Below are 22,928 nucleotides of genomic sequence, written 5' to 3'. Positions count from 1 at the left end.
GAGGCTGCGGTCGCCCTTTCCGTATGGAAGCTCTGGCTACTTCGCGACCGCCTCGATCCAGACGGCAATTCTTTGTGCAAGGAAGGTCGTGGTCGATGGCGACAGGGCGTCGCCGGCGATGACGTGGTTGTCGGGATCGCCGGTATCGTCGACCGGAACCAGCTCGTGCGGCGCGCCCCAACGCCCGGCGATTTCACGCGTGCGGTCAGGCCGCACCACGCTGTCCGAATCCGAAAAGATGAAGAGGGCAGGGACCACCGCTTTCTCCACCGGCGCGCCATAGGCAAGTTCCGTCAGCGCCTGCATCGGCAGCGTCGCGGCAAGGGGATATCTGGTGGTCCAGAATTTCTCGTGCAGCGCGTTGCGCGGCATGAAGCTGCGCTCCTTGCCGGCGACGAGTTCGGCTATTTGTTTGCCCCATCGCATGGTCAGGATCCCGGCGCCCGACGCCTTGACGCCGAAATTCGGCGAGATGAACGCGATCGCCGCCACGCCGTCCGAAGCACCCGGTTGTGTTGCCGCCCAGGCCGCCAGCGAGCCGCCGGTCGAGGTGGAGATGACGATCACCTTGTCGCCGATGGCCCGGCCGATCGCGAGCGCCTCCTCATAGTCGTTGATCCAGGCATCGACGCTGCCTTGCGTCATGGCCGCGCCATCCTGCCCGTGGCCGGTGAGGCGGGTAAAGAACAGATTGGCGTCGAGCTGGTCGGCAACCTCGTCGGGCAGCGGGCGGAGCTCGCCTTTCGACGCCGAAAAGCCGTGGATATAGACGATCGACAGCCGTGTCCTGGCATGCACCATCGGATTGGCCCAGATGATCTCTTTCTCCAGCCCGTCACGGATGCCGGATATCGCCGCTTCCGTCCTGGCCACATAGGCCTGCGGATCGTCGCCGATTGCGGCTGGATCGAAGCGGATCGTGGTGTCGACGGGAACCCGCGGGCCGAGCACGAAGGCCAGTGCGAGGATGGCGACTAACCCCAGCACAGCAAGCACGATTCGTCGCCCCATCGCAGACTCCAAACGCAACAACAACAAACCTACGGCGGCGGCGGGGAACAGGCAACGACCGGCCCGGCGATGAAGCCGCCGATCCGCTGGCTTCTATTCGCTCGGCGGCTTGCGGTCGTAATTCAGCGGCCGTGCCTTCCAGCTCGTCATGAGGCTGATCACGCCTCGGTACACCGGTCTCGGCAACAGGCTGAGCAGCTTCAGGGGCCAGCTCGTCCGGCGCGGGAATGTGACCTCGAAGCCGCCGGATTTGATACCCCGCACCATGCGCCGCGTCGCTCGGCTGACCGGCATCAGCCCCGGCATGGGCAGCATGTTCTTCTCGGTCAGCGGTGTGTCTATGAAGCCCGGATTCATGACCTGGACGCGCACGTTCATCTTGTCGAAATCGTATTTCAGCGATTCGGCCAGGATGTTGATCGCCGCTTTGGTGCCGCCATAGGCGGCGGTCGTCGGCCAGCCGAAATAAGCGGTGACCGAGCCGACCAGCACGATATGGCCGCGCGCCCGCACGCGCATGCGTTCGACGACCGGCACCAGCCCGTTGATGATGCCGAAATAGTTGACCTCGAAAGACCGGCGAAAATCGCTGACGACGAGAGCCTCGCCAGGCGTGGAAATGTAGTTGCCCGCGTTTAAGACGGCGAGCACGATGGGGCCAAGCTCGTTCTCGATTGCAGCGACGGTTCTTGCCATGCGCGGCTCGTCGGTCACGTCGCAGGGAAAAGCCTTGACCTTGCCTGGCATCTGCGCGGTCTCGACAATCAGCGTGTCGATGGGATCGCCATCGGGTGCCGTTACGGCCACCGCATAGCCCTGGGACGCAAGGTCCCTGGCCAGCGAACGGCCGATGCCGCTGCTGCCTCCCGTGACCCAGGCGACGCCATGCTTCGGGTCGGCCCGATAGAGTGTCATGCTGCGCCCCCGTCGAATTGTTCTTGGCTTTTGCTCTAACCGCGAAGAAATCGAATGAAAAGAGCGGTTTTCGATGCCGGTCCCAAATGAACCGCGCGGATACGCCCGGCACCAGGGAGAGGCCGGCGCAAATGCAGTGCAGAAAATGCGACTGGACCAGGCAAATTCTTGCCTTGAAACCGAAGCTTCGGGTTTCTAGGGTTTCGCCGCAGCTACACAAGGACTCCCGAATGCCCCGCTCCGTGATCGACGCTATCGGCAACACGCCATTGATCCGCCTCAACAGGGCTTCGGAAGAAACCGGCTGCGAGATCCTGGGCAAGGCCGAATTCATGAATCCCGGACAGTCGGTCAAGGACCGCGCCGGCCTGTTCATCATCCGCGATGCCGAAGAGCGTGGGCTGCTCAGGCCGGGCGGCGTCATTGTCGAGGGCACGGCCGGCAATACGGGCATCGGGCTGACGCTGGTCGCCAAGGCGCTCGGCTACCGCACCGTCATCGTCATTCCCGAAACGCAGAGCCAGGAGAAGAAGGACACGATCAAGCTGCTCGGCGCCGAGCTGATCGAGGTTCCGGCCGTGCCGTACAAGAACCCCAACAATTACGTGAAATTGTCGGGGCGGCTGGCTGAGCAAATGGCGCGTTCGGAGCCGAACGGCGCTATCTGGGCCAACCAGTTCGACAATGTCGCCAACCGCGACGGGCACATCCGCACCACGGCGCAGGAGATCTGGAGCCAGACCGGCGGCAAGGTCGACGGCTTCGTCTCGGCGGTCGGCTCGGGCGGAACGCTGGCCGGCGTCGCTTTCGGACTGAAGGCGAAAAGCAAGGACGTAAAGATCGCTCTCGCCGATCCGCTGGGCGCTGCGCTCTACAGTTTCTATACCAGCGGTGAGCTGAAATCCGAGGGCAGTTCGATCACCGAAGGCATCGGGCAGGGACGCATCACCGCCAACCTCGATGGGTTCACGCCCGACTTCTCGTTCCAAATTCGTGATGAGGATGCGTTGCCGATCGTCTTCGACCTGGTCCAGGAGGAAGGCCTTTGCGTCGGCGGTTCGACCGGCATCAACATAGCGGGCGCGATCCGACTGGCGCGTGAACTCGGCCCCGGCCATACCATCGTGACCATTCTTTGCGACTACGGCACACGCTACCAATCGAAACTGTTCAATCCCGAATTCCTGCGCGAAAAGAAGCTGCCGGTGCCCGGCTGGATGGAAGAGAAATCAGATATTTCCGTGCCGTTTGAAAAGGTCGTGTGATGGCGCACAAGACCGAAGCGCTGTTTCGCGACGACGCCTATCTCAGGACGGCCGATGCCGTGGTGGTCGCCGTCAACCAGCGCGGCGGCATCGTTCTGGACCGCACCATCTTCTATGCCACCTCGGGCGGGCAGCCGGGCGATAGCGGCTATCTCCAGCGCGCCGATGGCAGCCGCATCGTCCTGGCCGCTACCATCACCGGGGAAACAAAGGACGAGATCATCCACGTGCCGGCGCCGGAACAAGCCGCGCCTGCGGTCGGCGAGCGCCTGAAGCTCGCAATCGACTGGGAGCGACGTCATCTCTTGATGCGCATGCATGCCGCTTGCCATTTGCTCACCGTCGTCTGCCCGTTTCCGATCACCGGCGCGGCGGTTTCGGAAGACGACAGCCGTGTCGATTTCGACATTCCCGACGCCAGCTTCAGCAAGGAAGACGTGACGGCTGGCCTGATGGGCCTGGTGCGGGCCGATCATCCGATCTTTACCAGGCTGATCAGCGACGAGGAACTGGCCGCCAATCCGGGTCTGGTGAAGTCCAAGAATGTCCGTCCGCCGCTAGGTACCGGCAAAATCCGGCTGGTCTGCATCGGCGAGAATGCTTCGGTGGACAGTCAGCCCTGTGGTGGCACCCATGTCAAAAGCACCGGCGAGATCGGCGAAATCCATATCGGCAAGATTGAGAAGAAGGGGCGTGAAAACCGGCGCTTCCGCATCCGGTTTGGACCGATGCCCCAAACATGATCTCGAAAGCTACGATGTTTTCGGACAAGATCATGCGGCAAGGCAAGACAACGTCTGGTCAATGGCGGCAGGAGAACCACAATGGCTGAAGACAGTCCTTTCACCGTCGACGCGGACTGGTTGCAGGAGCGTTTGGGCCAGCCTGGCCTGACGATTGTCGATGCATCCTGGTATCTTCCGGCGCAAAACCGCGACGCGCGCGCCGAGTATGACGCCGGGCACATTCCGGGCGCCCGCTTCCTGGATCAGGACGCGGTCTCCGATCCGGACGCCGCGCTGCCGCATACGCTGCCGTCGCCGCAGCATTTCGCGCAGTATGTCGGCGCGATGGGCGTTTCGGCAGATGACACGATCATCGTCTATGACGGCCCGGGCTTTTTCTCGGCACCTCGGGCTTGGTGGATGTTCCGGGTGATGGGCGTCTTCCAGACCTATATCCTTGACGGCGGTTTCGATGGCTGGAAAGCGGCAGGTCGGCCGGTGACGGCCGAACCGACCAAAATCGCGCCAAGCGTGTTCCACGCCGATTTCGACGCCGGCCGGGTCGCCAGCCTTGCCGAGATGCGCCGCATCGTCGAAACCCGGGAAAGCCAGATTGCCGATGCACGCGGGGCAGGACGCTTCACCGGCGCGGAGCCGGAGCCGCGCGCGGGCGTCCGTTCCGGCCATATGCCGGGCGCGCGCAACTTGCCTTATTCGGCGCTGTCGGAAAACGGCGTGCTTCTGCCGAAGGAGCGGTTGCGCAAGGTGGTCGAGGACGCCGGCCTCGATCTGTCGAAGCCTATCGTCACTTCCTGCGGCTCCGGCGTTACGGCGGCGGTGATCACGCTTGCGTTGGAAACGCTTGGCCATACCGACAACAGGCTTTACGACGGCTCATGGACCGAATGGGGCGGTCTCTCCGACACACCAGTCGTGACAGGCAAGGAATGACGATGGAAAACGGCGAGCTGAAGGACATCGAAGTCACGGTGACGTTCCTCGAGATGCATGCGCCACCGGCCGTGTCGCCGCCCATGCCCTACAACCGCCAGGTCGCACTCCTGAAAACTAAGGACATTCCGCTGCATTTCTACCGGTACCTGATGGATCGGGTGGGGCGTAAATGGCACTGGGTCAATGTGCTGAGGCTGGATGACGACGAGCTTTCGGCCGGCGTCCACCGCGAGGATCGCGACATCAGGGTGCTCTATCTCGATGGCGCACCCGCCGGTTTTTTCGACCTCAAGCCGCATCTGCCGGAAGAAGTCGAGCTTGCCTATTTCGGCATGATGGAACACGCCACCGGGCAAGGCATCGGCCGCTGGTTCCTGGGATCGGCGATCGCCGCGGCTTGGTCGTATGGACCGAAGCGGGTGACGGTGCAGACCTGCACGCTCGACCATCCTGCTGCCTTGCCGCTCTACCAGAAGCTCGGCTTCGCGCCGGTGGCGCAGAAGAAGGAGACCGTTCACCCTCTGCCCTTCGCCGAGCGCTCGGCCAGCGTCATGCGGCCATAGCGACGCCCTCACAAAAGCTGAACCTCTCGTTCATCCGCGCTTCAGCCTGTCTCTGCCATCTTGCCCGCACATAATACGGGCCGAAGGAGAAAAGACATGCTGACCCGCCGTACCCTTGCCGCCGCGCTGATCGCGGCAATCGCAATGCCCGGTCTCGCCGCCGCGCAGGCGACAACGCCTTCGGCCGCAACCATCGAACGAAAGCTCGAGGCGGCACCCCGCGTGAAGCTGCGCCCGAACGAGCGCGTCACCATCCGTGAGTTCAAGCGCCGGCCGGACCTGCGCCGCATGGCCCGGTCGATCGATATCCAGTCGATCAATTTCGCTTTCGGCTCGGCCGCGATCTCCAGCTCGCAATACGACAAGATCGACACTATCGCCGATGCGTTGCAGCGTATCCTGCGCCGCAACCCCGGGGCGCGCGTCCTCATCGAGGGCCATACCGACGCCGTCGGCTCCTTCCAATCGAACCGGATCCTGTCGGAACAGCGCGCCGCCTCGCTGAAGCGCACGCTGGTGCGCGAGTTCGGCGTGCCGGCCTATGCTTTGGAGACGGTCGGTTATGGCGAGGAATTCCTGCTGGTGCAGACGCAGAACGAAAACTGGCGGAACCGGCGGGTCACCCTCCGTCGCTTTGACGACTTCATTCGCTGAGGGAGTTCCGACAATCCGGTGAAGTTCGCCTTGCCTTGGTCGGCTGGAACAAGCCGACCAAGGGCCAATGATTGTCAGGAATCGGGTGGGAGGCGGGGGCTGATGCGCATAATTTCCGATCAATGACATCGGAGATTTTCGCCATGACCATCCAGTTCAAAGCCTTGCCGACACAAGATGTACGAGCGCTTCAGCGCGGCGGGCCCGATGCCTATGGAAACACGCCCGAGCGTAAGGTCTCCGACGGCGACGGCATGCCATGCCGGCATTGCCTGAAGAACATCGCCGGCGGAGACGACTATCTCATCCTGGCCTACCGGCCATTCCCCAAACTTCAGCCCTATGCCGAGACCGGACCGATCTTCCTTCACGCGCAGGAATGCGAGCGCGCCGCGGAATCTCAGGCACTTCCCGAAATTCTCGAAAGCCCGGACTATATCGTGCGCGGCTACGGCACGGATGACCGCATCGTCTATGGCAGCGGTGGCGTCATTGCGACCGATGCGATCGCCGCGCGCGCCGAGGCTCTCTTGGAACGCGACGAGATTGCCTACGTGCATGTCCGCTCGGCGCGCAACAATTGCTTCCAGTGCCGGATCGAACGTGTCTGACGGGCGCATGTGGCGGTGCGATAGCGGAGCGCTGTCGTACTCCTGTCATACCATTGCGGTACACGGGTAGCCGTCGATCGATTTGTCGACCGCGGATGAACCGGCGGCAAATCTCGACATCGAGGAAGCGGGGCCTTGGCTCCGCTTTTTTGTTTGCCTGAACCTTCCACAGAAATTTTCTGCGCAAAGAAGCATATGGGCTTCGACTATTTGCCTGGAGGGCTCAGTTAAACTTGCAATTGGCGCCGAGACGCAGGTTGCGGCACATGTTTTAAGTCCGAGCCGGGTGCAGGCCTGACAGCCGCCAATCCGGAAAGAAAAAACCCGCCGGGAATGACCGGCGGGCTGACGGGAGGCAGGTATCCTCTCAGGAGAATCAGGCCGCGAGAACCGCCTTCGGTTCGACCAGTTCGTAGCCGAGCGCTTCGGCGACCGCACGGTTGGTGATCTTGCCTCTGTGGACGTTGAGTCCATTGCGCAGATGATGGTCGTCGACCAGCGCCTTCAGGCCCTTGTCAGCGAGCTGAAGGCCATAGTGCAGAGTCGCGTTGTTGAGTGCATGTGCTGAGGTGACCGGCACGGCGCCCGGCATGTTGGCGACGCAATAGTGGATGACGCCGTCGACCTCGTAGGTCGGCTCGGCATGTGTGGTCGCGTGCGAGGTCTCGAAGCAGCCGCCCTGGTCGATGGCAACGTCGACCAGCACCGACCCCTTCTTCATGCCCGAAAGCATTTCGCGCGAGACCAGCTTCGGCGCCGCAGCACCCGGGATCAGCACGGCGCCGACAACGATGTCGGCGGAAAAGCACTCTTCTTCCAGAGCCTCCACGGTCGAGTAGCGGGTATGGACGCGGCCGGCAAAGAGGTCATCGAGCTGGCGCAGGCGCGGGATCGAGCGGTCGATGATGGTGACGTCGGCGCCCAGGCCAGCCGCCATCCTGGCTGCGTGCAGGCCGACGACGCCGCCGCCGAGCACGGTGACCTTGCCGGGCAGCACGCCGGGCACGCCGCCGAGCAGCACGCCGCGGCCGCCATTGGCCTTCTGCAGCGCCGTGGCGCCGGCCTGGATCGACAGGCGGCCGGCGACTTCCGACATCGGCGCCAGCAACGGCAGGCCGCCCCGGTCGTCGGTCACCGTTTCATAGGCGATGGCGGTAACGCCCGAAGCGAGCAGGCCCTTGGTCTGTTCCGGATCCGGAGCAAGGTGAAGATAGGTGTAGAGGATCTGGCCATCGCGCAGTTGGGCCCATTCGTTAGGCTGCGGCTCCTTGACCTTGACGATCATATCCGACTTGGCGAACACATCGGCCGCCGTCTTGGCGATGGTGGCGCCGGCAGCGCGATAGGCGTTGTCGTCGGCTCCGATGCCGGCCCCGGCGCCGGTCTCGACCAGCACCTCATGTCCGTGGGCGACATATTCGCGGACCGAGCCGGGCGTAAGTCCGACGCGATATTCATGATTCTTGATTTCCCGGGGGCAGCCGACGCGCATTTTCTTTTCTCCTGACACGGCCCTTCGGGGCTCGTTCCCTGTATTGACGCAGTCAACCACGAATCGTTGCGTAAGTGTTTGCGAATGCACTTGCAGGAGGGTTCGCTATTCGATAATTGTTGCGTAGAATGCATAAAAATTCGCAGGAATCACGAAGAATGCCGCTCGACAGGATTGATATCGCCATTCTGGAGACATTGCAGAAGGATGGCCGGATGCCGAACGCCGCCCTTGCCGAAAGGGTCGGCCTGTCGCAGTCGGCCTGTTCGCGCCGGCTCGACAATCTGGAGAAATCCGGAACCATCCGCGGCTATCATGCCCGGCTTTCCAATGCAGCACTTGGTCACCAGATGACGGCGATCGTGCACATTTCGCTGTCGGGCCAGTTCGAGAAGACGCTGTCGGATTTCGAGGCTGCGATCAAGCGCTGCCCGAACGTGCTGTCCTGCCACCTGATGTCGGGCGAGTACGACTATATTCTCAGGATCGCGGCCAAGGACCTTGCCGACTACGAACGCATCCACAAGGAGTGGCTGTCGGCGATGCCGCATGTGACGAAGATCAATTCGTCTTTTGCCCTGCGCGAAATCGTCGACCGGACGGCGATGGGCCTGAAGCCCGAAATGGCCTGAATGCGTAGAACCTTGAGCAACTCCAATGCCGAAGCAAAAGGATAGAGGCGAGGCGCACCTCAATAGCAATCTATATCCCTCAAGTATTCGGCTTGACGACCAGATTCTCGAATGGAACAACCGCAACGTCAGGTAATGTGTAGCCTGCGCCTCCGGGCAGGCGACCCATCGTTTGCCATCCGACAATGCCGTCGGTAGGTAGCCCACGAGACTTTTGAAACTCGGCGACTGCCTTCTTGGCAAACGGTGACAACCGGATTTCGCTGTCAAATGTTGCGTCGGGGTTCTTGGGTTTCAAAAACGTATCAATGGCATCGCTGTCGGGGAGCTGAGAGGTGGCATAGCTCACCGTTCCTGCAAGCGCTATCTCGGCGAAAGTGTTCGCCTCGTCCTTGCGGCCTGCCGATCGATATTGGTTGGCGAGCTGCGAACTGAGCTTCGCGGCAGCCCCCCACTGCTCACTAGCGACCGCCTCTCTCAGTTCTACGAAAACAGGTTCGTAGCCTTGGGGAACAACCCATCCATCGGGAATCTGTCCACTGAGAAAACGTTCTGTGTTCTTCGAAATTCCGGAGGGCGTTAGCAGAAACACGATCTGTCCGGTTATCCGACAAGATTCCCAACGCAGACGACCTTGTGGAAAGCGTATGGGGAGCAAAGCTTCCACTCGATATTGTACATCGGCGGAACAAACAGTCTCCGGTATGGCAACCTTTCCCTCGTCGTCCGTATCGGTAATCAACTCCTCCGACGTCGAGGCAGTCTTCCTGTATATGTGAGCTGGCACTCCAACGGGCGGTTTGCCATTCGTCATCACAGCAATCGAAACAGTAATCGTTTTTGCCGATGCGACGTCACTTAAAATCACCAACAAAAGAGGCGTTAGTAAAGCAAACCGCAAAATCATTATCGCCCCCTAGTTATTTTAAGGTTGATATCCTGCGCCGCCTTTTTACTTCCAGATGTGCTTGCGTTCTTGTATGATATAAATAGCATAACGCAGAAAAGTATCCATAAAGCGGATACGACCTCCAAAAAATTGTTGGCAAGAATCGTGTCCAGCGACCAGCTTCTTACCAGCTTTAAATCAATTTTTTGATCTTCCTTCTTGTTTTGGAAATAGAGGACTGGTTCCACATCTTTCGACCTAAGCACAGCTCGTATTTCAAATGCTGTACCGGCTGGCAGGTCGATCTTTTGAGCTATGCTAAGCGAATTTGGCAAGATACCCTCGGTCATAGCCCACGGCGGCACTTTCAACATCTGCGCATAGGTATTTATGTCGGATCCCGGAGTGCCAAAGCATTCATCGTCGCCAGGACAGTCCAGTCCCAAAGTGACATTAGATATTCTAGTCTTTGGAGACACATTCGTGAAACGATACACTATGTATGGCGGCGAAGCATCGCGACCATTTTCACTTGTCTCATAGCGCAGATACGGCGTGGTGCTTATGTGTTCGTAATACGTAGACAGAACCCACGTAATTACCGACATCAAAACCGTAATGACGTAAGGCGCCGATGTACCAAACATCTTATATTCCCCAACGTCCAAATCTATCAAGATCGGAGACTGGGCGCAAAACAAATCTTCGCCGATCAAAAGGCACAAGAGCCAGCCAGTAGCTCTCGGCCTAAATCTCCGTCACCACCTCGCTCATCGGGATATCGTGCGGCTGCGGGTAGATGGTGGCGATTCGCTGCAATTCGTAGCCGACGCCGATGACCAGCGGCTTGAACGGCATCGCCGCCAGCGTTCGGTCGTAGAACCCGCCGCCATAGCCCAGGCGATAATTGCCGGAATCGATGCCGACGATCGGCGAGATGACGATGTCGGGCAAGACCGGTTCGCCCTCGGCCGGGATCGGAATGTTCCACACGCCCTTCTCCAGCCGGTCGCCCGGAACATAGGCCCGGAAGATCAGCGGCTGTGCCTTTTCGATGACGACGGGCAGCGCGGTGCGCCCGCCTCGTTCATTGATGGCGGCCATCCATGGCCGCAGGTCCGGCTCGCCGCGAAACGGCCAATAGAGGCTGACCATGCGGCCGGCGATATCGCCGATCGCCGCGTCGAGGGCTCCGGCGATGCTCTGCGACATCGCCGTTCGCGCATCGGCGGAAACCGCGAGACGCGCCGCGATCAGGCGTTCCCGTTCGGCCTTGCGCCATCGTCTGACGTCGGTCCAATCGGATATCGGCGCGTGAAACGCGGGATCGAGTTCGTGCATGAAGCATGGCGGCGAGGAATATTGCGCCGGACCCTGGTCGTCGTGATCGTTGGCCATGCTTCACCTCATCGCTGTTTTCCATAACGCTATACCCGGCGGGGGGATGCGACATGTGCATTCACGACATGGAACGACGAGTCTCGGGCACGGCCTTCGTGTTGTTGCATTGCACAAAAGCTCCTACATCAAAGGCATGCGATATTGCTGGTCAGGGTGAATGCGATGGATCAAGCCAATCACCATGTCGTCGTCGTAGGGGCGGGGTTCGGCGGCCTCGAATTCACCCGCGCTCTCGCCGGTGCGCCCGTGCGCATCACCATGATCGACAAACGCAATCACCATCTTTTCCAGCCGCTGCTCTATCAGGTCGCAACGACGGCGCTGGCGACCTCGGAGGTCGCCTGGCCGATCCGCCACCTGCTGCGCAAGCGCAAGGACGTGACGACGCTGCTCGCCAATGTCACCGGCATCGACCGAGCCGGAAAGCGCGTGCTGCTCGATGACCGCAGCACCGTCGCCTACGACACGCTGGTGCTCGCCACCGGCGCCCGACATGCCTATTTCGGCCACGACGAATGGGAGCCGTTCGCGCCAGGGTTGAAGACGCTGGAGGACGCCACCACCATCCGACGGCGTATTCTGCTCGCCTTCGAGCAGGCCGAACGGGAAACCGATCCTGCCAGGCGCCAGGCGCTGCTGACGATCGCGATCGTCGGCGGCGGTCCGACCGGTGTCGAACTTGCCGGCACCATTGCCGAACTGGCGCACGACACACTGCGCGGCGAATTCCGCAACATCGACACGCGCGAGACGCGTGTGGTGCTGATCGAGGCTGGCGACCGCATATTGGCCAATTTCGCACCGAAACTGTCCGATTATGCCGGAAAGGCGTTGAAGCGGCTCGGCGTGACGATCGAACTCGGCCGGGCGGTCACGCGCTGCGACGCCGAGGGCGTCGTCTTCGGCGACACGCATCTGCCGGCGAGGACCATATTGTGGGCGGCGGGCGTTGCCGCTTCGCCGGCAGCCGAATGGCTGGGCGCCGCCGCCGACCGGGCGGGAAGGGTGCTGGTTGAACCCGATCTCACCGTGCCGGGCAGCCCCGAGATTTTCGTCATCGGCGACGCCGCTCTCGTGCTGCGGCCCGATGGACGGCCCGTTCCCGGCGTGGCGCCTTCCGCCAAGCAGGAGGGCCGCCATGTTGCCGCGACCATCAAGGCCAGGCTTGCCGGCGATACGAGCGTAAGGCCGTTCCACTACAAGCATGCCGGGGACCTGGCCACGATCGGCAAGCGCGCCGCGGCGATCGATTTCGGCTGGATCAGGCTGACCGGCTGGCCGGCCTGGTGGCTGTGGGGACTGGCGCACATCTATTTCCTGATCGGCTTCCGCAACCGGCTCGCGGTGTCGCTGAGCTGGCTATGGATCTACGTCACGGGCCAACGCAGCGCCCGCCTGATCACGCAGGGCGACGACGACAAGGGCTGATCTTCCGCGCTTGCGCCCGTTCATCCGCGCGTCATCTGTTGCTGATCGACTGACAACTCCGATGCGCGCAACTTCTTGAATGGACTCGAATAGGTTTCAGCGCGAAGTTCGCTTTCGGCCAGGGTCTTTCGTGTCGTCGAAAAGGAGAAAACATGTCGCCGGTCCATTCCGTCTCCCGCCGCGGTCTCCTCGCGGGCGCCGCCGCCACAGGCGCGCTGATTGCGCTTCACCCTTTCTCCGCCCGCGCCCAGGCCAACCAGGCGCATCTCCGGATCATGGAGACCACCGACATCCATGTGAATGTGCTGCCCTATGACTATTACGCCGACAAAGCGAATGACACGATGGGACTGTCGCGCACGGCCTCCCTGATCGACGCGGTGCGCAAGCAAGCCGTTAATTCGATGCTGATCGACAATGGCGACCTGCTGCAGGGCAATCCGATGGGCGACTACATCGCCTATGAAAAGGGCATGAAGGACGGTGACCTGCATCCGATCATGAAAGGCATGAACCTGCTCGGCTACGAGTGCTCGACGTTGGGCAACCACGAATTCAACTACGGCCTGTCCTTCATGGACAAGGTTCTGGCCGGCGCCAATTTCCCCTTCGTCTGCGCCAACCTGATCCGCGGCACCGAGCTTGCCGCGAACCCGCGCGACGACAAGCTCTACCTCAAGCCCTACGTCATCCTCGACAAGAAGATCAGGGACGGTTCAGGCACCGAGCAACCGATCAGGATTGGCATCATCGGCTTCGTGCCGCCGCAGATCATGGTCTGGGATCTCAAGAACCTCGAAGGTAATGTCAGAACGCGCGACATTGTCGAGGCTGCCAAGGCCTGGGTGCCGCAGATGAAGGAAGAGGGCGCCGACATTATCATCGCGCTCTCGCATTCTGGCATCGACATCAAGCAGGGCGATATGATGGAGAACGCATCGTTCTTTGTCGCCGGCGTTGAAGGCATCGACGCGGTGTTCACGGGTCACCAGCATCTGGTGTTCCCTGGCAAGAAGGATTTTCAGGCGCTCGAAGGCGTCGATGCGCAAAAGGGTACGCTGCAGGGCAAGCCGGCCGTCATGGGCGGCTTCTGGGGCTCGCATATGGGCCTGATCGACCTGATGCTGGAGCGCGACGGATCGAAATGGAAGATCGTTTCCGCCACCTCGGAAGCGCGGCCGATCTTCGAACGTGTCGACAACAAGAACAAGCCGACTGTCGCGGACGACAACCGCATCATCGCCGCGCTCGAGCAGGACCATCAGGCAACGCTCGCCTATGTGCGTCGTCCCGTCGGCAAGACCGCAGCGCCGCTCTATTCCTATTTCGCGCTGGTCGCCGACGATCCGTCGGTTCAGGTCGTCAGCCAGGCGCAGACCTGGTACCTCCAGGACATCCTGAAAAACACACAATGGAAGGACGTGCCGCTGCTGTCGGCGGCAGCCCCCTTCAAGGCCGGCGGGCGCAACGGCGCCGACTACTACACCGATGTGCCGGCAGGCGACATCGCCATCAAGAACGTCGCCGACCTCTACCTTTATCCCAACACCGTGCGGGCCGTTGAGATCACCGGAGCGCAGGTCAAGGAATGGCTGGAAATGTCGGCCGGCATCTTCAACCGGATCGAACCTGGCAAGGCCGACCAGGCGCTCATCAACACCGACTTTCCGTCCTACAATTTCGACGTTATCGACGGCGTCACCTACAGAATAGATCTGTCGCAGCCGCCGAAATACGATGCCAAGGGCGGGCTGGCCAATGCTAGTGCCAATCGCATCGTCGGCCTGATGTTCGACGGCAAACCGATTGATCCCAATCAGAAATTTGCCGTTGCAACGAACAACTACCGGGCCGGCGGCGGCGGCAATTTTCCTGACATCGACGCTTCCAAAATTATCTACGAAGCGCCAGACACCAACCGCGACGTCATCGTCCGCTACATCGTCAAGCAGGGCACCATCAACCCGTCGGCGGACGGCAACTGGTCGTTCGCGCCGCTGCCCGGAACCAGCGTCGTGTTCGAGACAGGGCCCAAGGCGAAGGACCTCATCGCCGAAGTGAAGTCATTGAAGATCGAGCCGGTGGGCGCCGGCGAGGCAGGATTCGCGAAATACCGCATCCTTCTCTGATCGCCATTCGCAATTGGCCATTTCTGGATCATGCCCGGCCAGTCGCCGGCGACGAGATCGAAGGCGCGCCGGCATTGATTTGCCAGTTCCAAGTGCCGAGAGTTCACATACCGGACGAGGGTCGACACGGATCCCATCTTTGCCTGGCGGAAACGTCTATGAGCACAGCCGGGCTTATGCGATAGATTAGCCATGCGTTATGTCATCGTCATCGCCGCCGTTGCGTTTTTCCTGATCTGGGACGGTCTCTACAACCAGGGCCGGTACCTCGATATGACGGTGAGGAATGTCTCTCACGTGGTGCGTTACGTCACCGGCAAGGCCTAGTTTCCGTTCAGGTCTCGTGCATCCCGGGCGCGTCGCAAGGACGCGCGGCACCCTGAACGGTTGACCTGACGGTTTCGTCGTCACAAAAGACCCCGGATTTTTGATCGAGGAGGCGGGGTTGATCCGGCATATCGTTTTCTTCAGCGCGCGGCGTGGCGAGGATGTGGAGGCAGTGCGCTCTGGGCTGCTGGCGCTCGGCGGCATTCCCCATTCCAGCCTGTTCGAGGTGACGCTGAACACCAAGGTCGATCCGCTGTCGGATGAGATCGACGTGGTCGTCTACGCCGAGTTCACCGATGCCGCCGCATTGGCCGCCTACAAGGCGCATCCGCTCTATGCGCAGACCACCAGCAGGGTCAAGCCATTGCGCGAACTGCGTTATTCCGCCGATGTGGTGGCCGGAAGCTGATTCGGGCGCCCTTGAACCCCTTTTGCGCAATGATGCACACCGCGCTGGCATGATCCAAACACCACCCACAGGCACTCATCCGCTCGATCACCTCGTGCTGCCGACCTCGAGCCTGGATGTGGCGCGGGCGCGGCTAACGGCCCTCGGCTTCATCGTCGCGCCGACAGGCATCCATCCATTCGGCACGGAAAATTGCTGCGTCTTCCTCGCGGACGGCACCTATCTGGAACCGCTGGCTGTAGGCGATGATCAGGCCGCGATCAAGGCCGCCGGCCAGGGCAATGTCTTCGTCGCGCGCGACCGGCTCTATCGTGACCGCAATGGCAATGAAGGTTTTTCCGCCGTGGTCCTGACCACGGACGACGCCGATGCGGACCATGCACGCTTTGTCGATGCGAGCCTGTCGGGCGGGGACATGCTGGGCTTTTCGCGGGCGTTCACCGACGCTGCCGGCAAAAGCGACATGGCGTCATTCAAACTGGCCTTCGCGTCGACCGGGGGTTCAACCGATGCGTTCCTGTTCGCCTGCCAGCGCGTCAACGCGCCGGAAGTGGACCGCACAGCGCTGCAGGCTCATGCCAACGGTGCCACGGGAATTGTCGAGATCGTGGCGATCAGCGACGAGCCCGCCGAGCAGCGCCGGCTGATTTCCGTGGCAGTAAACGATCCGACGGCTGACGCGCGCGCCTCCATTTTTCGTCTACCTAACGCTATCTTGGCTGTACTCGACCCGGCCTCTTTCACGGCACGCTTTGGCGTGCCCGCCGGTAAGCCGACGCAACTCCGCTTCGCGGCAGTCGTCTTTTCGGTTCGGCGTGCCGCTGTGGCGGCAGGTCTGCTTGCAGCCAATTCCATCAGATACGATATGTCGGGCAGTGATATCGTCGTGCAGCCGACATCCGGGCAGGGCGCGGCCTTCATCTTTCGGGAGATACAATGAGCAACGCCTTGGCGCCCAATTCATCGGTAACCGTCGGCAATGTCGTCTTCGACAACGCAGCACCGCTGTCGCTGATTGCCGGCCCCTGCCAGTTCGAATCACGCCAGCATGCCTTCGACATGGCCGGCGCGATGAAGGAATTGACAGGCAGGTTGGGCATCGGCCTCGTCTACAAGACCAGCTACGACAAGGCCAACCGCACCTCCCTGTCGGCTACACGCGGTGCCGGCATGGAAGCGGCGCTCCCGGTCTTTGACGAGTTGCGCAAGGAATTCTCCTTGCCGGTACTGACCGACGTCCACACCGAGGAACAGTGCGCCATCGTTGCGCCGCATGTCGACGTGCTGCAGATCCCGGCCTTCCTGTCGCGCCAGACCGACATGCTGGTTGCCGCCGCAAGGACGGGCAAGGTGATCAACGTCAAGAAGGGACAGTTCCTCGCGCCCTGGGACATGAAGAACGTGGTGGCCAAGATCACCGGCTCCGGCAACGCCAATGTCTTGACCACCGAGCGCGGCGCCTCGTTCGGCTACAACACGCTCGTCTCCGACATGCGGGCCCTGCCCATTATGGCCGACATCGGCGCGCCTGTGATTTTCGACGCCACCCATTCGGTCCAGCAGCCGGGCGGGCAGGGCGGTTCCTCCGGCGGCGAACGCCGCTTTGTCGAGACCTTGGCCCGCGCGGCTGTCGCCGTCGGCGTTGCCGGCGTCTTCATCGAGACCCACCAGGATCCGGATAATTCGACCTCGTCCGACGGACCGAACATGGTGCCGCTGAAGGACATGCCGGCACTTCTGGAGAGGTTGATGGCGTTCGACCGGGTGGCGAAGGCCCGCTGACCCGGCGCAACTGAAGGTCGTCGCCGCGGAGGGCATATATCGGCCTGCCACGTCAGTGAGAAGTCACCTTCATACAGGCGGAAAAAGTCGAACAGACCGGCGGAAAAGTCGGGAACCTTCGATCTCGCCCCTCATTGTGAAAGTCCAGAGCAACGACAATGAGGAGCACATCATGACAACCCAGGCAGGACACACAGAGGCTATCGCTGCTTCGCGGGTCATCGGCACATCCGTCTATAACACCGAAGGAACGAAGATCGGCAGCATCGAGGACGTCATGCTCGACAAGCTGTCCAACGGCATCATGTTCGCTGTGATCGGTTTTGGCGGCTTTCTTGGCATGGGTGAAAAATATCACGCCATCCCGTGGGCGAGTTTGGATTACGATGAGGATAGGGGCGGCTATGTCGTGCCATTCTCGAAGGACCAGCTGAAAGCCGCTCCCGCCTATTCGATCAACGAGCTGACGGGCGCCGATGGCGAGGCCGCACGTGACGCCTCCTACAATTACTACAAGGTCGAGCCTTACTGGCATTGACCGGCCAGCCTGACGTGAAAAGGCCCCCGCAAAACGCAGCGGGGGCCTTTTACATGATCGCCTGCCGTGCTTACTCCGCGCTGCGGAGGGTCGACAGTTGCACCGCGCCCTGTGGAGGCTGCTGGTTGTCGCAGGACGTCAGGAACGCCGCCGCGATCAGGAACAAACTCACGATACCGCTTAACTCGGACATGGCGAAACTCCTCCTGTTTCGCCCCGCGCAGCCGCCATCATAGACCGGCGGCCATCCTATGGCGCATGACTTATGATGACAGGAATTTGCGCTTCGTGAATCGCGCCGGCGGCAATAATTGGCGGTGGCCCGATTGCCTTTTGCGCCGCTTTGGCTAAGACGGGCGCGACGTTTCGTCAGATCAATCGGGGACATCGCAATGACCGCCATCATCGACATTGTCGGGCGTGAAATCCTGGACAGCCGTGGAAATCCGACCGTCGAGGTCGATGTCGTGCTCGAAGACGGTTCGATGGGCCGCGCGGCCGTGCCGTCTGGAGCTTCCACCGGCGCGCATGAAGCCGTCGAACTGCGCGACGGCGGCGCCCGCTATCTCGGCAAGGGCGTGCTGCGGGCCGTCGAGGCGGTCAACGGCGAACTGTTCGAGGCAATCGGCGGCATGGAAGCCGAAAACCAGATCCACATCGACCAGACCATGATCGAGCTCGACGGCACGCCCAACAAGAGCCGGCTCGGCGCCAACGCTATTCTCGGTGTGTCGCTGGCGGTGGCCAAGGCCGCGGCCGAAGCCGCCGGCCTGCCGCTCTATCGTTATGTCGGCGGCACCAAGGCGCATCTGCTGCCGGTACCCATGATGAACATCATCAATGGCGGCGCCCATGCCGACAACCCGATCGATTTCCAGGAATTCATGATCCTGCCGGTCGGTGCGCCAACGCTGCGCGAAGGCGTGCGCTGGGGTTCTGAGGTCTTCCACACGCTGAGGAAGAAGCTGAAGGACGCCGGCCACAACACCAATGTCGGCGATGAAGGCGGCTTTGCCCCGAACCTGAAGAGCGCGCCGGTGGCGCTCGATTTCATCATGGAGTCGATCGAGCAGGCCGGCTTCAAGCCGGGCGAGGAGATTGCGCTCGGCCTCGATTGCGCCGCGACGGAATTCTTCAAGGACGGCAACTACGTCTATGAAGGCGAGAAGAAGACACGCGATCCGAAGGCGCAGGCGAAATACCTGGCCAAGCTCGCCGCCGATTATCCGATCATTTCGATCGAGGACGGCCTTGCCGAGGATGACTGGGAAGGCTGGAAATATCTGACCGACCTGATCGGCAAGAAGACGCAGCTCGTCGGCGATGATCTCTTCGTCACCAACACGGCGCGCCTGCGCGACGGCATCCGCATGGGGGTCGCCAATTCGATCCTGGTCAAGGTCAACCAGATCGGATCGCTGACCGAGACGCTCGATGCCGTCGAGACCGCGCACAAGGCCGGCTACACCGCCGTCATGTCGCATCGCTCGGGCGAGACCGAGGATTCGACCATCGCCGACCTCGCCGTCGCCACCAATTGCGGGCAGATCAAGACCGGATCGCTGTCGCGTTCCGACCGCATGGCCAAATACAACCAGCTCATCCGCATCGAGGAAGAACTCGGCAAGCAGGCGCGCTACGCCGGCAAGTCGATGTTGAAGGGCTGAGCCGGAGCATCGGACACAGGGATGGCGGTGAGGGGCGGGAATTCCCGCCCTTTTTCGTTGGAGCGCCTGTGGACGCGTCATCCGTAACCGTCCGTTAAGCACAATGGAGCGAAAAAGACCGTGGTCGCCCGAGTTCGCGACTGCGAGGGAACGGACGATGTGGACGCGTCAGCACAAACAGAGAAACACCGGCCGGCTGATCATCCCCTCGCTCTGCGCGGTGTTCCTGGCCTATTTCGGCTTTCATGCCTATCACGGCGAGTTCGGCATCAATTCGAAATACCAGCTGGAGGCCGAGACTGTTGCCCTGCAGGCCCAGCTCGATGCGATCAAGGCGCGCAGGATGGAGCTGGAACGGCGCGTCAAGCTGATGCACGACGGCACGCTGGAGAAGGACATGCTCGACGAGCAGGCGCGTAAGGCGCTGAATTTGTCCCAGGCCGACGAAATCACCATCATGTTGCCGGTCTCGGCAAAGTAACCAATATCAGGTTAATCACCAATATTTTCAATGATTCTAATTGCTTAGTCGCATGCCAGCTATGCAATTTCGACATGGCGGAACACGTTCTCACGTGTTAGCCTCCCCAAAATCAGTGGGGAGAGCTGATCTCCCCTGAGCAGATTTCATCTTGCTCGAGCAGATTTCATCTTGCTCGAAATGTCCGCGAAGAGACGCCAACAGGGAGTGATGCATGGCAACCGCAGCCAGGAAAGCGCCTGCCAAATCGAAATCCGACGGCAAATCGGGCCTTTCCGCGCCCAAACCAGTGGAATTCACCAAGGACGAGGAGCTCGCCGCCTACCGGCACATGCTGCTTATTCGCCGTTTCGAGGAAAAGGCCGGCCAGCTTTACGGGATGGGCTTCATCGGCGGCTTCTGCCATCTCTACATCGGCCAGGAAGCGGTCGTCACCGGTATGAAGATGGCGCTGATCGACGGTGACCAGATGATCACGGCCTACCGCGACCACGGTCATATGTTGGCGATGGAACTGTCGCCGCGTGGCGTCATGGCCGAACTGACCGGCCGCCGAGGCGGCCTGTCGAAGGGCAAGGGCGGCTCCATGCACATGTTCTCCAAGGAGAAGCATTTCTACGGTGGCCACGGCATCGTCGGCGCGCAGGTGTCGCTCGGCACGGGCCTGGCCTTCGCCAACCGCTATCGCGGCAACAACAATGTCACGCTGACCTATTTCGGGGACGGGGCCGCAAACCAGGGCCAGGTCTACGAAAGCTTCAACATGGCCTCGCTTTGGAAGCTGCCGGTGATCTACATCATCGAGAACAACCGCTATGCCATGGGCACCTCGGTATCGCGCTCCTCGGCGGAGACCGACTTCTCGAATCGCGGCGCCTCGTTCAAGATTCCCGGTATCCAAGTCGACGGCATGGACGTGCGTGCTGTCAAGGCCGCCGGCGATCTCGCTACCGAATGGTGCCGTGCCGGCAATGGGCCGCTGATCCTCGAAATGCAGACTTACCGCTATCGGGGCCATTCGATGTCCGACCCGGCGAAATACCGCTCCAAGGAAGAAGTGCAGAAGATGCGCTCCGAGCATGACCCGATCGAGCAGGTCAAAGCGCGGCTGATCCAGAAGAAGTGGGCAAGCGAGGACGAATTGAAGACCATCGACAAGGAGGTTCGCGACGTCGTCGCCGATGCCGCCGAGTTTGCCCAGCACGACGCCGAGCCGGATCCGTCCGAGCTCTGGACCGACATCGTATTGTAACGGGAGGGCAAGGACATGCCGATCGAAATTCTCATGCCCGCCCTTTCGCCGACCATGGAAGAGGGCAATCTTTCCAAGTGGTTGAAGAACGAGGGCGACAAGGTCGTCGCCGGCGACGTCATCGCCGAGATCGAAACCGACAAGGCGACGATGGAAGTCGAAGCTGTCGATGAGGGCACGCTTGCCAAGATCGTGGTTCCCGCAGGCACCGAAGGCGTCAAGGTCAACGCGGTGATCGCCGTGCTGGCTGTCGATGGCGAAGATGTCGACAAGGCCGGCGAAGGCATCGGTGAAGAGCCCGCCAAGACTGAGGCAAAGGCGCCGACACCGGCACCCGCCGCGGCCAAGAGCGAGGCAGCGGCGCCTGTGGCGGCCGCGCCGAAGACGGAAGTCGCCGCCGATCCTGACATACCCGCCGGGACCGAGATGGTCTCGACCACGGTGCGCGAAGCGCTGCGCGATGCCATGGCGGAGGAAATGCGCCGCGACGGCGATGTCTTCGTCATGGGCGAGGAAGTTGCCGAGTACCAGGGCGCCTACAAGATCACCCAAGGCCTGCTGCAGGAGTTCGGACCGCGTCGCGTCGTCGACACGCCGATCACCGAGCACGGCTTTGCCGGCGTCGGGGTCGGTGCGGCGATGGCTGGCCTGAAGCCGATCGTCGAATTCATGACCTTCAACTTCGCCATGCAGGCGATCGACCAGATCGTCAACTCGGCCGCCAAGACGCTCTACATGTCCGGCGGACAGATGGGCGCGCCGATCGTCTTCCGCGGGCCGAATGGTGCTGCGGCTCGCGTCGCCGCCCAGCATTCGCAATGCTATGCCGCCTGGTACAGCCACATACCGGGCCTGAAGGTGGTGATGCCTTATACCGCTGCCGACGCCAAGGGACTGCTCAAGGCGGCGATCCGCGATCCGAACCCGGTCATCTTCCTCGAAAACGAAATCCTCTACGGCCAGTCCTTCGACGTGCCGAAGCTGGACGACTTCGTGCTGCCGATCGGCAAGGCGCGCATCCACAAATCAGGCAAGGACGTCACCATCGTCTCCTTCGGCATTGGCATGACCTATGCGGTCAAGGCCGAAGCGGAACTGCGCGGCATGGGCATCGACGCGGAGATTATCGATCTCAGGACCATCCGTCCGCTCGACTTCGACACCATCATCGCCTCGGTGAAGAAGACCAACCGGCTGGTCGTGGTGGAAGAAGGCTTCCCGCAGAACTCGGTCGGCGACCATGTCGCCAACCAGGTGTCGCAGCGAGCCTTCGATTTCCTCGACGCGCCGGTCATCACCATCGCCGGCAAGGACGTGCCGATGCCCTATGCGGCCAATCTCGAAAAGCTGGCTTTGCCGAATGTCGGCGAGGTCATCGAGGCCGTCAAAGCCGTCTCATATCGCTGAACCGGGCGGGAGGACACAATGCCAATCAACATCACCATGCCGGCCCTCTCGCCCACCATGGAAGAGGGCAATCTGTCGAAGTGGCTCGTGAAGGAGGGCGACAAGGTTTCGCCCGGCGATGTCATTGCCGAGATCGAGACCGACAAGGCGACGATGGAAGTCGAAGCCGTCGATGAGGGCACGGTGGCGAAACTGGTCGTTCCCGCCGGCACCGAAGGCGTCAAGGTCAATGCGCTGATCGCCGTGCTTGCCGCCGAGGGTGAGGACGCAAGTGCCGCCGCGAAAAGCGGTGGCGATGCCGCACCGGCGAAAGCGGAGCCTCCCAAGGCTGAGACATCGAAGACCGAGACTCCCACCTCTCCGTCCGATGGGGGAGGTCGCGCCGCGGGTGAACCC

The 22,928-nt window shown here is 61.4% G+C and carries 26 protein-coding genes; 19 read left to right on the top strand and 7 right to left on the bottom strand.

What is annotated here, in order from left to right:
- Window positions 1-36: 36 nt before the first annotated feature.
- A complete protein-coding gene (locus LB545_RS29545; protein ID WP_140515438.1) occupies window positions 37-1,011 on the bottom strand; it encodes an alpha/beta hydrolase in 975 nt (324 codons plus the stop codon).
- A 93-nt stretch (window positions 1,012-1,104) separates the two neighbouring features.
- Window positions 1,105-1,926 (bottom strand): SDR family oxidoreductase, encoded by an 822-nt coding sequence (locus LB545_RS29540; protein ID WP_140501312.1) that lies wholly within the window; start codon window positions 1,924-1,926, stop codon window positions 1,105-1,107.
- Between the two features lie 230 nt (window positions 1,927-2,156).
- Here LB545_RS29540 and LB545_RS29535 point away from each other — a divergent pair, with 230 nt between their 5' ends.
- The 6 genes from LB545_RS29535 (at window position 2,157) to LB545_RS29510 (ending at window position 6,698) form a co-directional block, all read left to right on the top strand.
- On the top strand, window positions 2,157-3,191 hold the full coding sequence (locus LB545_RS29535) for a cysteine synthase A (RefSeq protein WP_140501314.1): 1,035 nt from the start codon (window positions 2,157-2,159) through the stop codon (window positions 3,189-3,191).
- Entirely contained in the window at window positions 3,191-3,934 is a 744-nt protein-coding gene (locus LB545_RS29530; RefSeq protein WP_140671680.1) for an alanyl-tRNA editing protein, read from the top strand. Before LB545_RS29535 ends, LB545_RS29530 begins: the two co-directional genes overlap by 1 nt.
- A gap of 81 nt (window positions 3,935-4,015) precedes the next feature.
- A complete protein-coding gene (gene sseA / locus LB545_RS29525; protein WP_140515435.1) occupies window positions 4,016-4,867 on the top strand; it encodes a 3-mercaptopyruvate sulfurtransferase in 852 nt (283 codons plus the stop codon).
- 2 nt (window positions 4,868-4,869) lie between these two features.
- Complete coding sequence (locus LB545_RS29520) at window positions 4,870-5,433, top strand: GNAT family N-acetyltransferase (RefSeq protein ID WP_140564586.1); 564 nt, start codon at window positions 4,870-4,872, stop codon at window positions 5,431-5,433.
- A gap of 96 nt (window positions 5,434-5,529) precedes the next feature.
- Window positions 5,530-6,087 (top strand): OmpA family protein, encoded by a 558-nt coding sequence (locus tag LB545_RS29515; RefSeq protein WP_140501321.1) that lies wholly within the window; start codon window positions 5,530-5,532, stop codon window positions 6,085-6,087.
- Window positions 6,088-6,230: 143 nt separating this feature from the next.
- Window positions 6,231-6,698 carry a DUF1203 domain-containing protein gene (locus LB545_RS29510; RefSeq protein WP_224706213.1) on the top strand — a complete coding sequence of 156 codons (468 nt, stop codon included), beginning with the start codon at window positions 6,231-6,233 and terminating at the stop codon, window positions 6,696-6,698.
- Window positions 6,699-7,074: 376 nt separating this feature from the next.
- Here LB545_RS29510 and ald read toward each other — a convergent pair whose 3' ends face one another.
- Window positions 7,075-8,190: an alanine dehydrogenase gene (gene ald / locus LB545_RS29505; RefSeq protein WP_140501325.1), complete on the bottom strand. Its 1,116-nt coding sequence runs from the start codon at window positions 8,188-8,190 to the stop codon at window positions 7,075-7,077.
- 158 nt (window positions 8,191-8,348) lie between these two features.
- Between ald and LB545_RS29500 the strand changes: the two genes are divergently transcribed.
- A complete protein-coding gene (locus tag LB545_RS29500; protein WP_140501327.1) occupies window positions 8,349-8,822 on the top strand; it encodes an Lrp/AsnC family transcriptional regulator in 474 nt (157 codons plus the stop codon).
- Between the two features lie 79 nt (window positions 8,823-8,901).
- Here the strand turns inward: LB545_RS29500 and LB545_RS29495 are convergent, their stop codons facing one another.
- From LB545_RS29495 to LB545_RS29485, 3 genes are all read right to left on the bottom strand, one after another.
- Window positions 8,902-9,729, bottom strand: a complete 828-nt coding sequence (locus LB545_RS29495) for a peptidoglycan-binding domain-containing protein (RefSeq protein ID WP_140761948.1) — start codon at window positions 9,727-9,729, stop codon at window positions 8,902-8,904.
- On the bottom strand, window positions 9,729-10,358 hold the full coding sequence (locus tag LB545_RS29490) for a hypothetical protein (RefSeq protein WP_140761951.1): 630 nt from the start codon (window positions 10,356-10,358) through the stop codon (window positions 9,729-9,731). Before LB545_RS29490 ends, LB545_RS29495 begins: the two co-directional genes overlap by 1 nt.
- A 100-nt stretch (window positions 10,359-10,458) precedes the next feature.
- Window positions 10,459-11,109: a 5-formyltetrahydrofolate cyclo-ligase gene (locus tag LB545_RS29485; RefSeq protein ID WP_224706212.1), complete on the bottom strand. Its 651-nt coding sequence runs from the start codon at window positions 11,107-11,109 to the stop codon at window positions 10,459-10,461.
- Between the two features lie 165 nt (window positions 11,110-11,274).
- Between LB545_RS29485 and LB545_RS29480 the strand changes: the two genes are divergently transcribed.
- The 7 genes from LB545_RS29480 (at window position 11,275) to LB545_RS29455 (ending at window position 17,725) form a co-directional block, all read left to right on the top strand.
- Window positions 11,275-12,540: an NAD(P)/FAD-dependent oxidoreductase gene (locus tag LB545_RS29480; RefSeq protein WP_224706211.1), complete on the top strand. Its 1,266-nt coding sequence runs from the start codon at window positions 11,275-11,277 to the stop codon at window positions 12,538-12,540.
- A 152-nt stretch (window positions 12,541-12,692) separates the two neighbouring features.
- A complete protein-coding gene (locus tag LB545_RS29475; RefSeq protein WP_224706210.1) occupies window positions 12,693-14,669 on the top strand; it encodes a bifunctional 2',3'-cyclic-nucleotide 2'-phosphodiesterase/3'-nucleotidase in 1,977 nt (658 codons plus the stop codon).
- Window positions 14,670-14,861: 192 nt separating this feature from the next.
- A complete protein-coding gene (locus LB545_RS30935; protein WP_263486323.1) occupies window positions 14,862-14,996 on the top strand; it encodes a hypothetical protein in 135 nt (44 codons plus the stop codon).
- Between the two features lie 118 nt (window positions 14,997-15,114).
- A complete protein-coding gene (locus tag LB545_RS29470) occupies window positions 15,115-15,405 on the top strand; it encodes a Dabb family protein (RefSeq protein WP_140501335.1) in 291 nt (96 codons plus the stop codon).
- A gap of 49 nt (window positions 15,406-15,454) precedes the next feature.
- Window positions 15,455-16,345 (top strand): VOC family protein, encoded by an 891-nt coding sequence (locus LB545_RS29465; RefSeq protein WP_140525534.1) that lies wholly within the window; start codon window positions 15,455-15,457, stop codon window positions 16,343-16,345.
- Window positions 16,342-17,187 (top strand): 3-deoxy-8-phosphooctulonate synthase, encoded by an 846-nt coding sequence (kdsA, locus tag LB545_RS29460; RefSeq protein WP_224706209.1) that lies wholly within the window; start codon window positions 16,342-16,344, stop codon window positions 17,185-17,187. The genes LB545_RS29465 and kdsA overlap by 4 nt, the downstream gene beginning before the upstream one ends.
- A 172-nt stretch (window positions 17,188-17,359) precedes the next feature.
- Window positions 17,360-17,725: a PRC-barrel domain-containing protein gene (locus LB545_RS29455; RefSeq protein ID WP_140501340.1), complete on the top strand. Its 366-nt coding sequence runs from the start codon at window positions 17,360-17,362 to the stop codon at window positions 17,723-17,725.
- 70 nt (window positions 17,726-17,795) lie between these two features.
- On the opposite strand, the gene LB545_RS30930 is transcribed toward LB545_RS29455, so the two are convergent.
- A complete protein-coding gene (locus LB545_RS30930) occupies window positions 17,796-17,918 on the bottom strand; it encodes a hypothetical protein (protein WP_263483006.1) in 123 nt (40 codons plus the stop codon).
- A 199-nt stretch (window positions 17,919-18,117) separates the two neighbouring features.
- Here LB545_RS30930 and eno point away from each other — a divergent pair, with 199 nt between their 5' ends.
- The 5 genes from eno to LB545_RS29430 form a co-directional block, all read left to right on the top strand.
- Window positions 18,118-19,392 (top strand): phosphopyruvate hydratase, encoded by a 1,275-nt coding sequence (gene eno, locus LB545_RS29450; RefSeq protein WP_140501342.1) that lies wholly within the window; start codon window positions 18,118-18,120, stop codon window positions 19,390-19,392.
- A 157-nt stretch (window positions 19,393-19,549) separates the two neighbouring features.
- Complete coding sequence (locus LB545_RS29445) at window positions 19,550-19,873, top strand: FtsB family cell division protein (protein ID WP_140501344.1); 324 nt, start codon at window positions 19,550-19,552, stop codon at window positions 19,871-19,873.
- 214 nt (window positions 19,874-20,087) lie between these two features.
- The gene (gene pdhA / locus LB545_RS29440) at window positions 20,088-21,125 is read left to right on the top strand and encodes a pyruvate dehydrogenase (acetyl-transferring) E1 component subunit alpha (RefSeq protein ID WP_140525504.1); all 1,038 of its coding nucleotides are present in this window, start codon (window positions 20,088-20,090) and stop codon (window positions 21,123-21,125) included.
- Window positions 21,126-21,140: 15 nt separating this feature from the next.
- Window positions 21,141-22,532 (top strand): pyruvate dehydrogenase complex E1 component subunit beta, encoded by a 1,392-nt coding sequence (locus LB545_RS29435; protein WP_140501348.1) that lies wholly within the window; start codon window positions 21,141-21,143, stop codon window positions 22,530-22,532.
- Window positions 22,533-22,550: 18 nt separating this feature from the next.
- On the top strand, window positions 22,551-22,928 hold a 378-nt coding region (locus tag LB545_RS29430; protein WP_224706208.1), incomplete at its 3' end, for a biotin/lipoyl-containing protein.

Source organism: Mesorhizobium sp. BR1-1-6 (assembly GCF_020165355.1).
In the GTDB taxonomy this organism is placed as follows: Bacteria; Pseudomonadota; Alphaproteobacteria; order Rhizobiales; family Rhizobiaceae; genus Mesorhizobium.
Note: the sequence above shows the minus strand (reverse complement) of the source record. Positions and strands in the feature narration are given on the sequence as shown.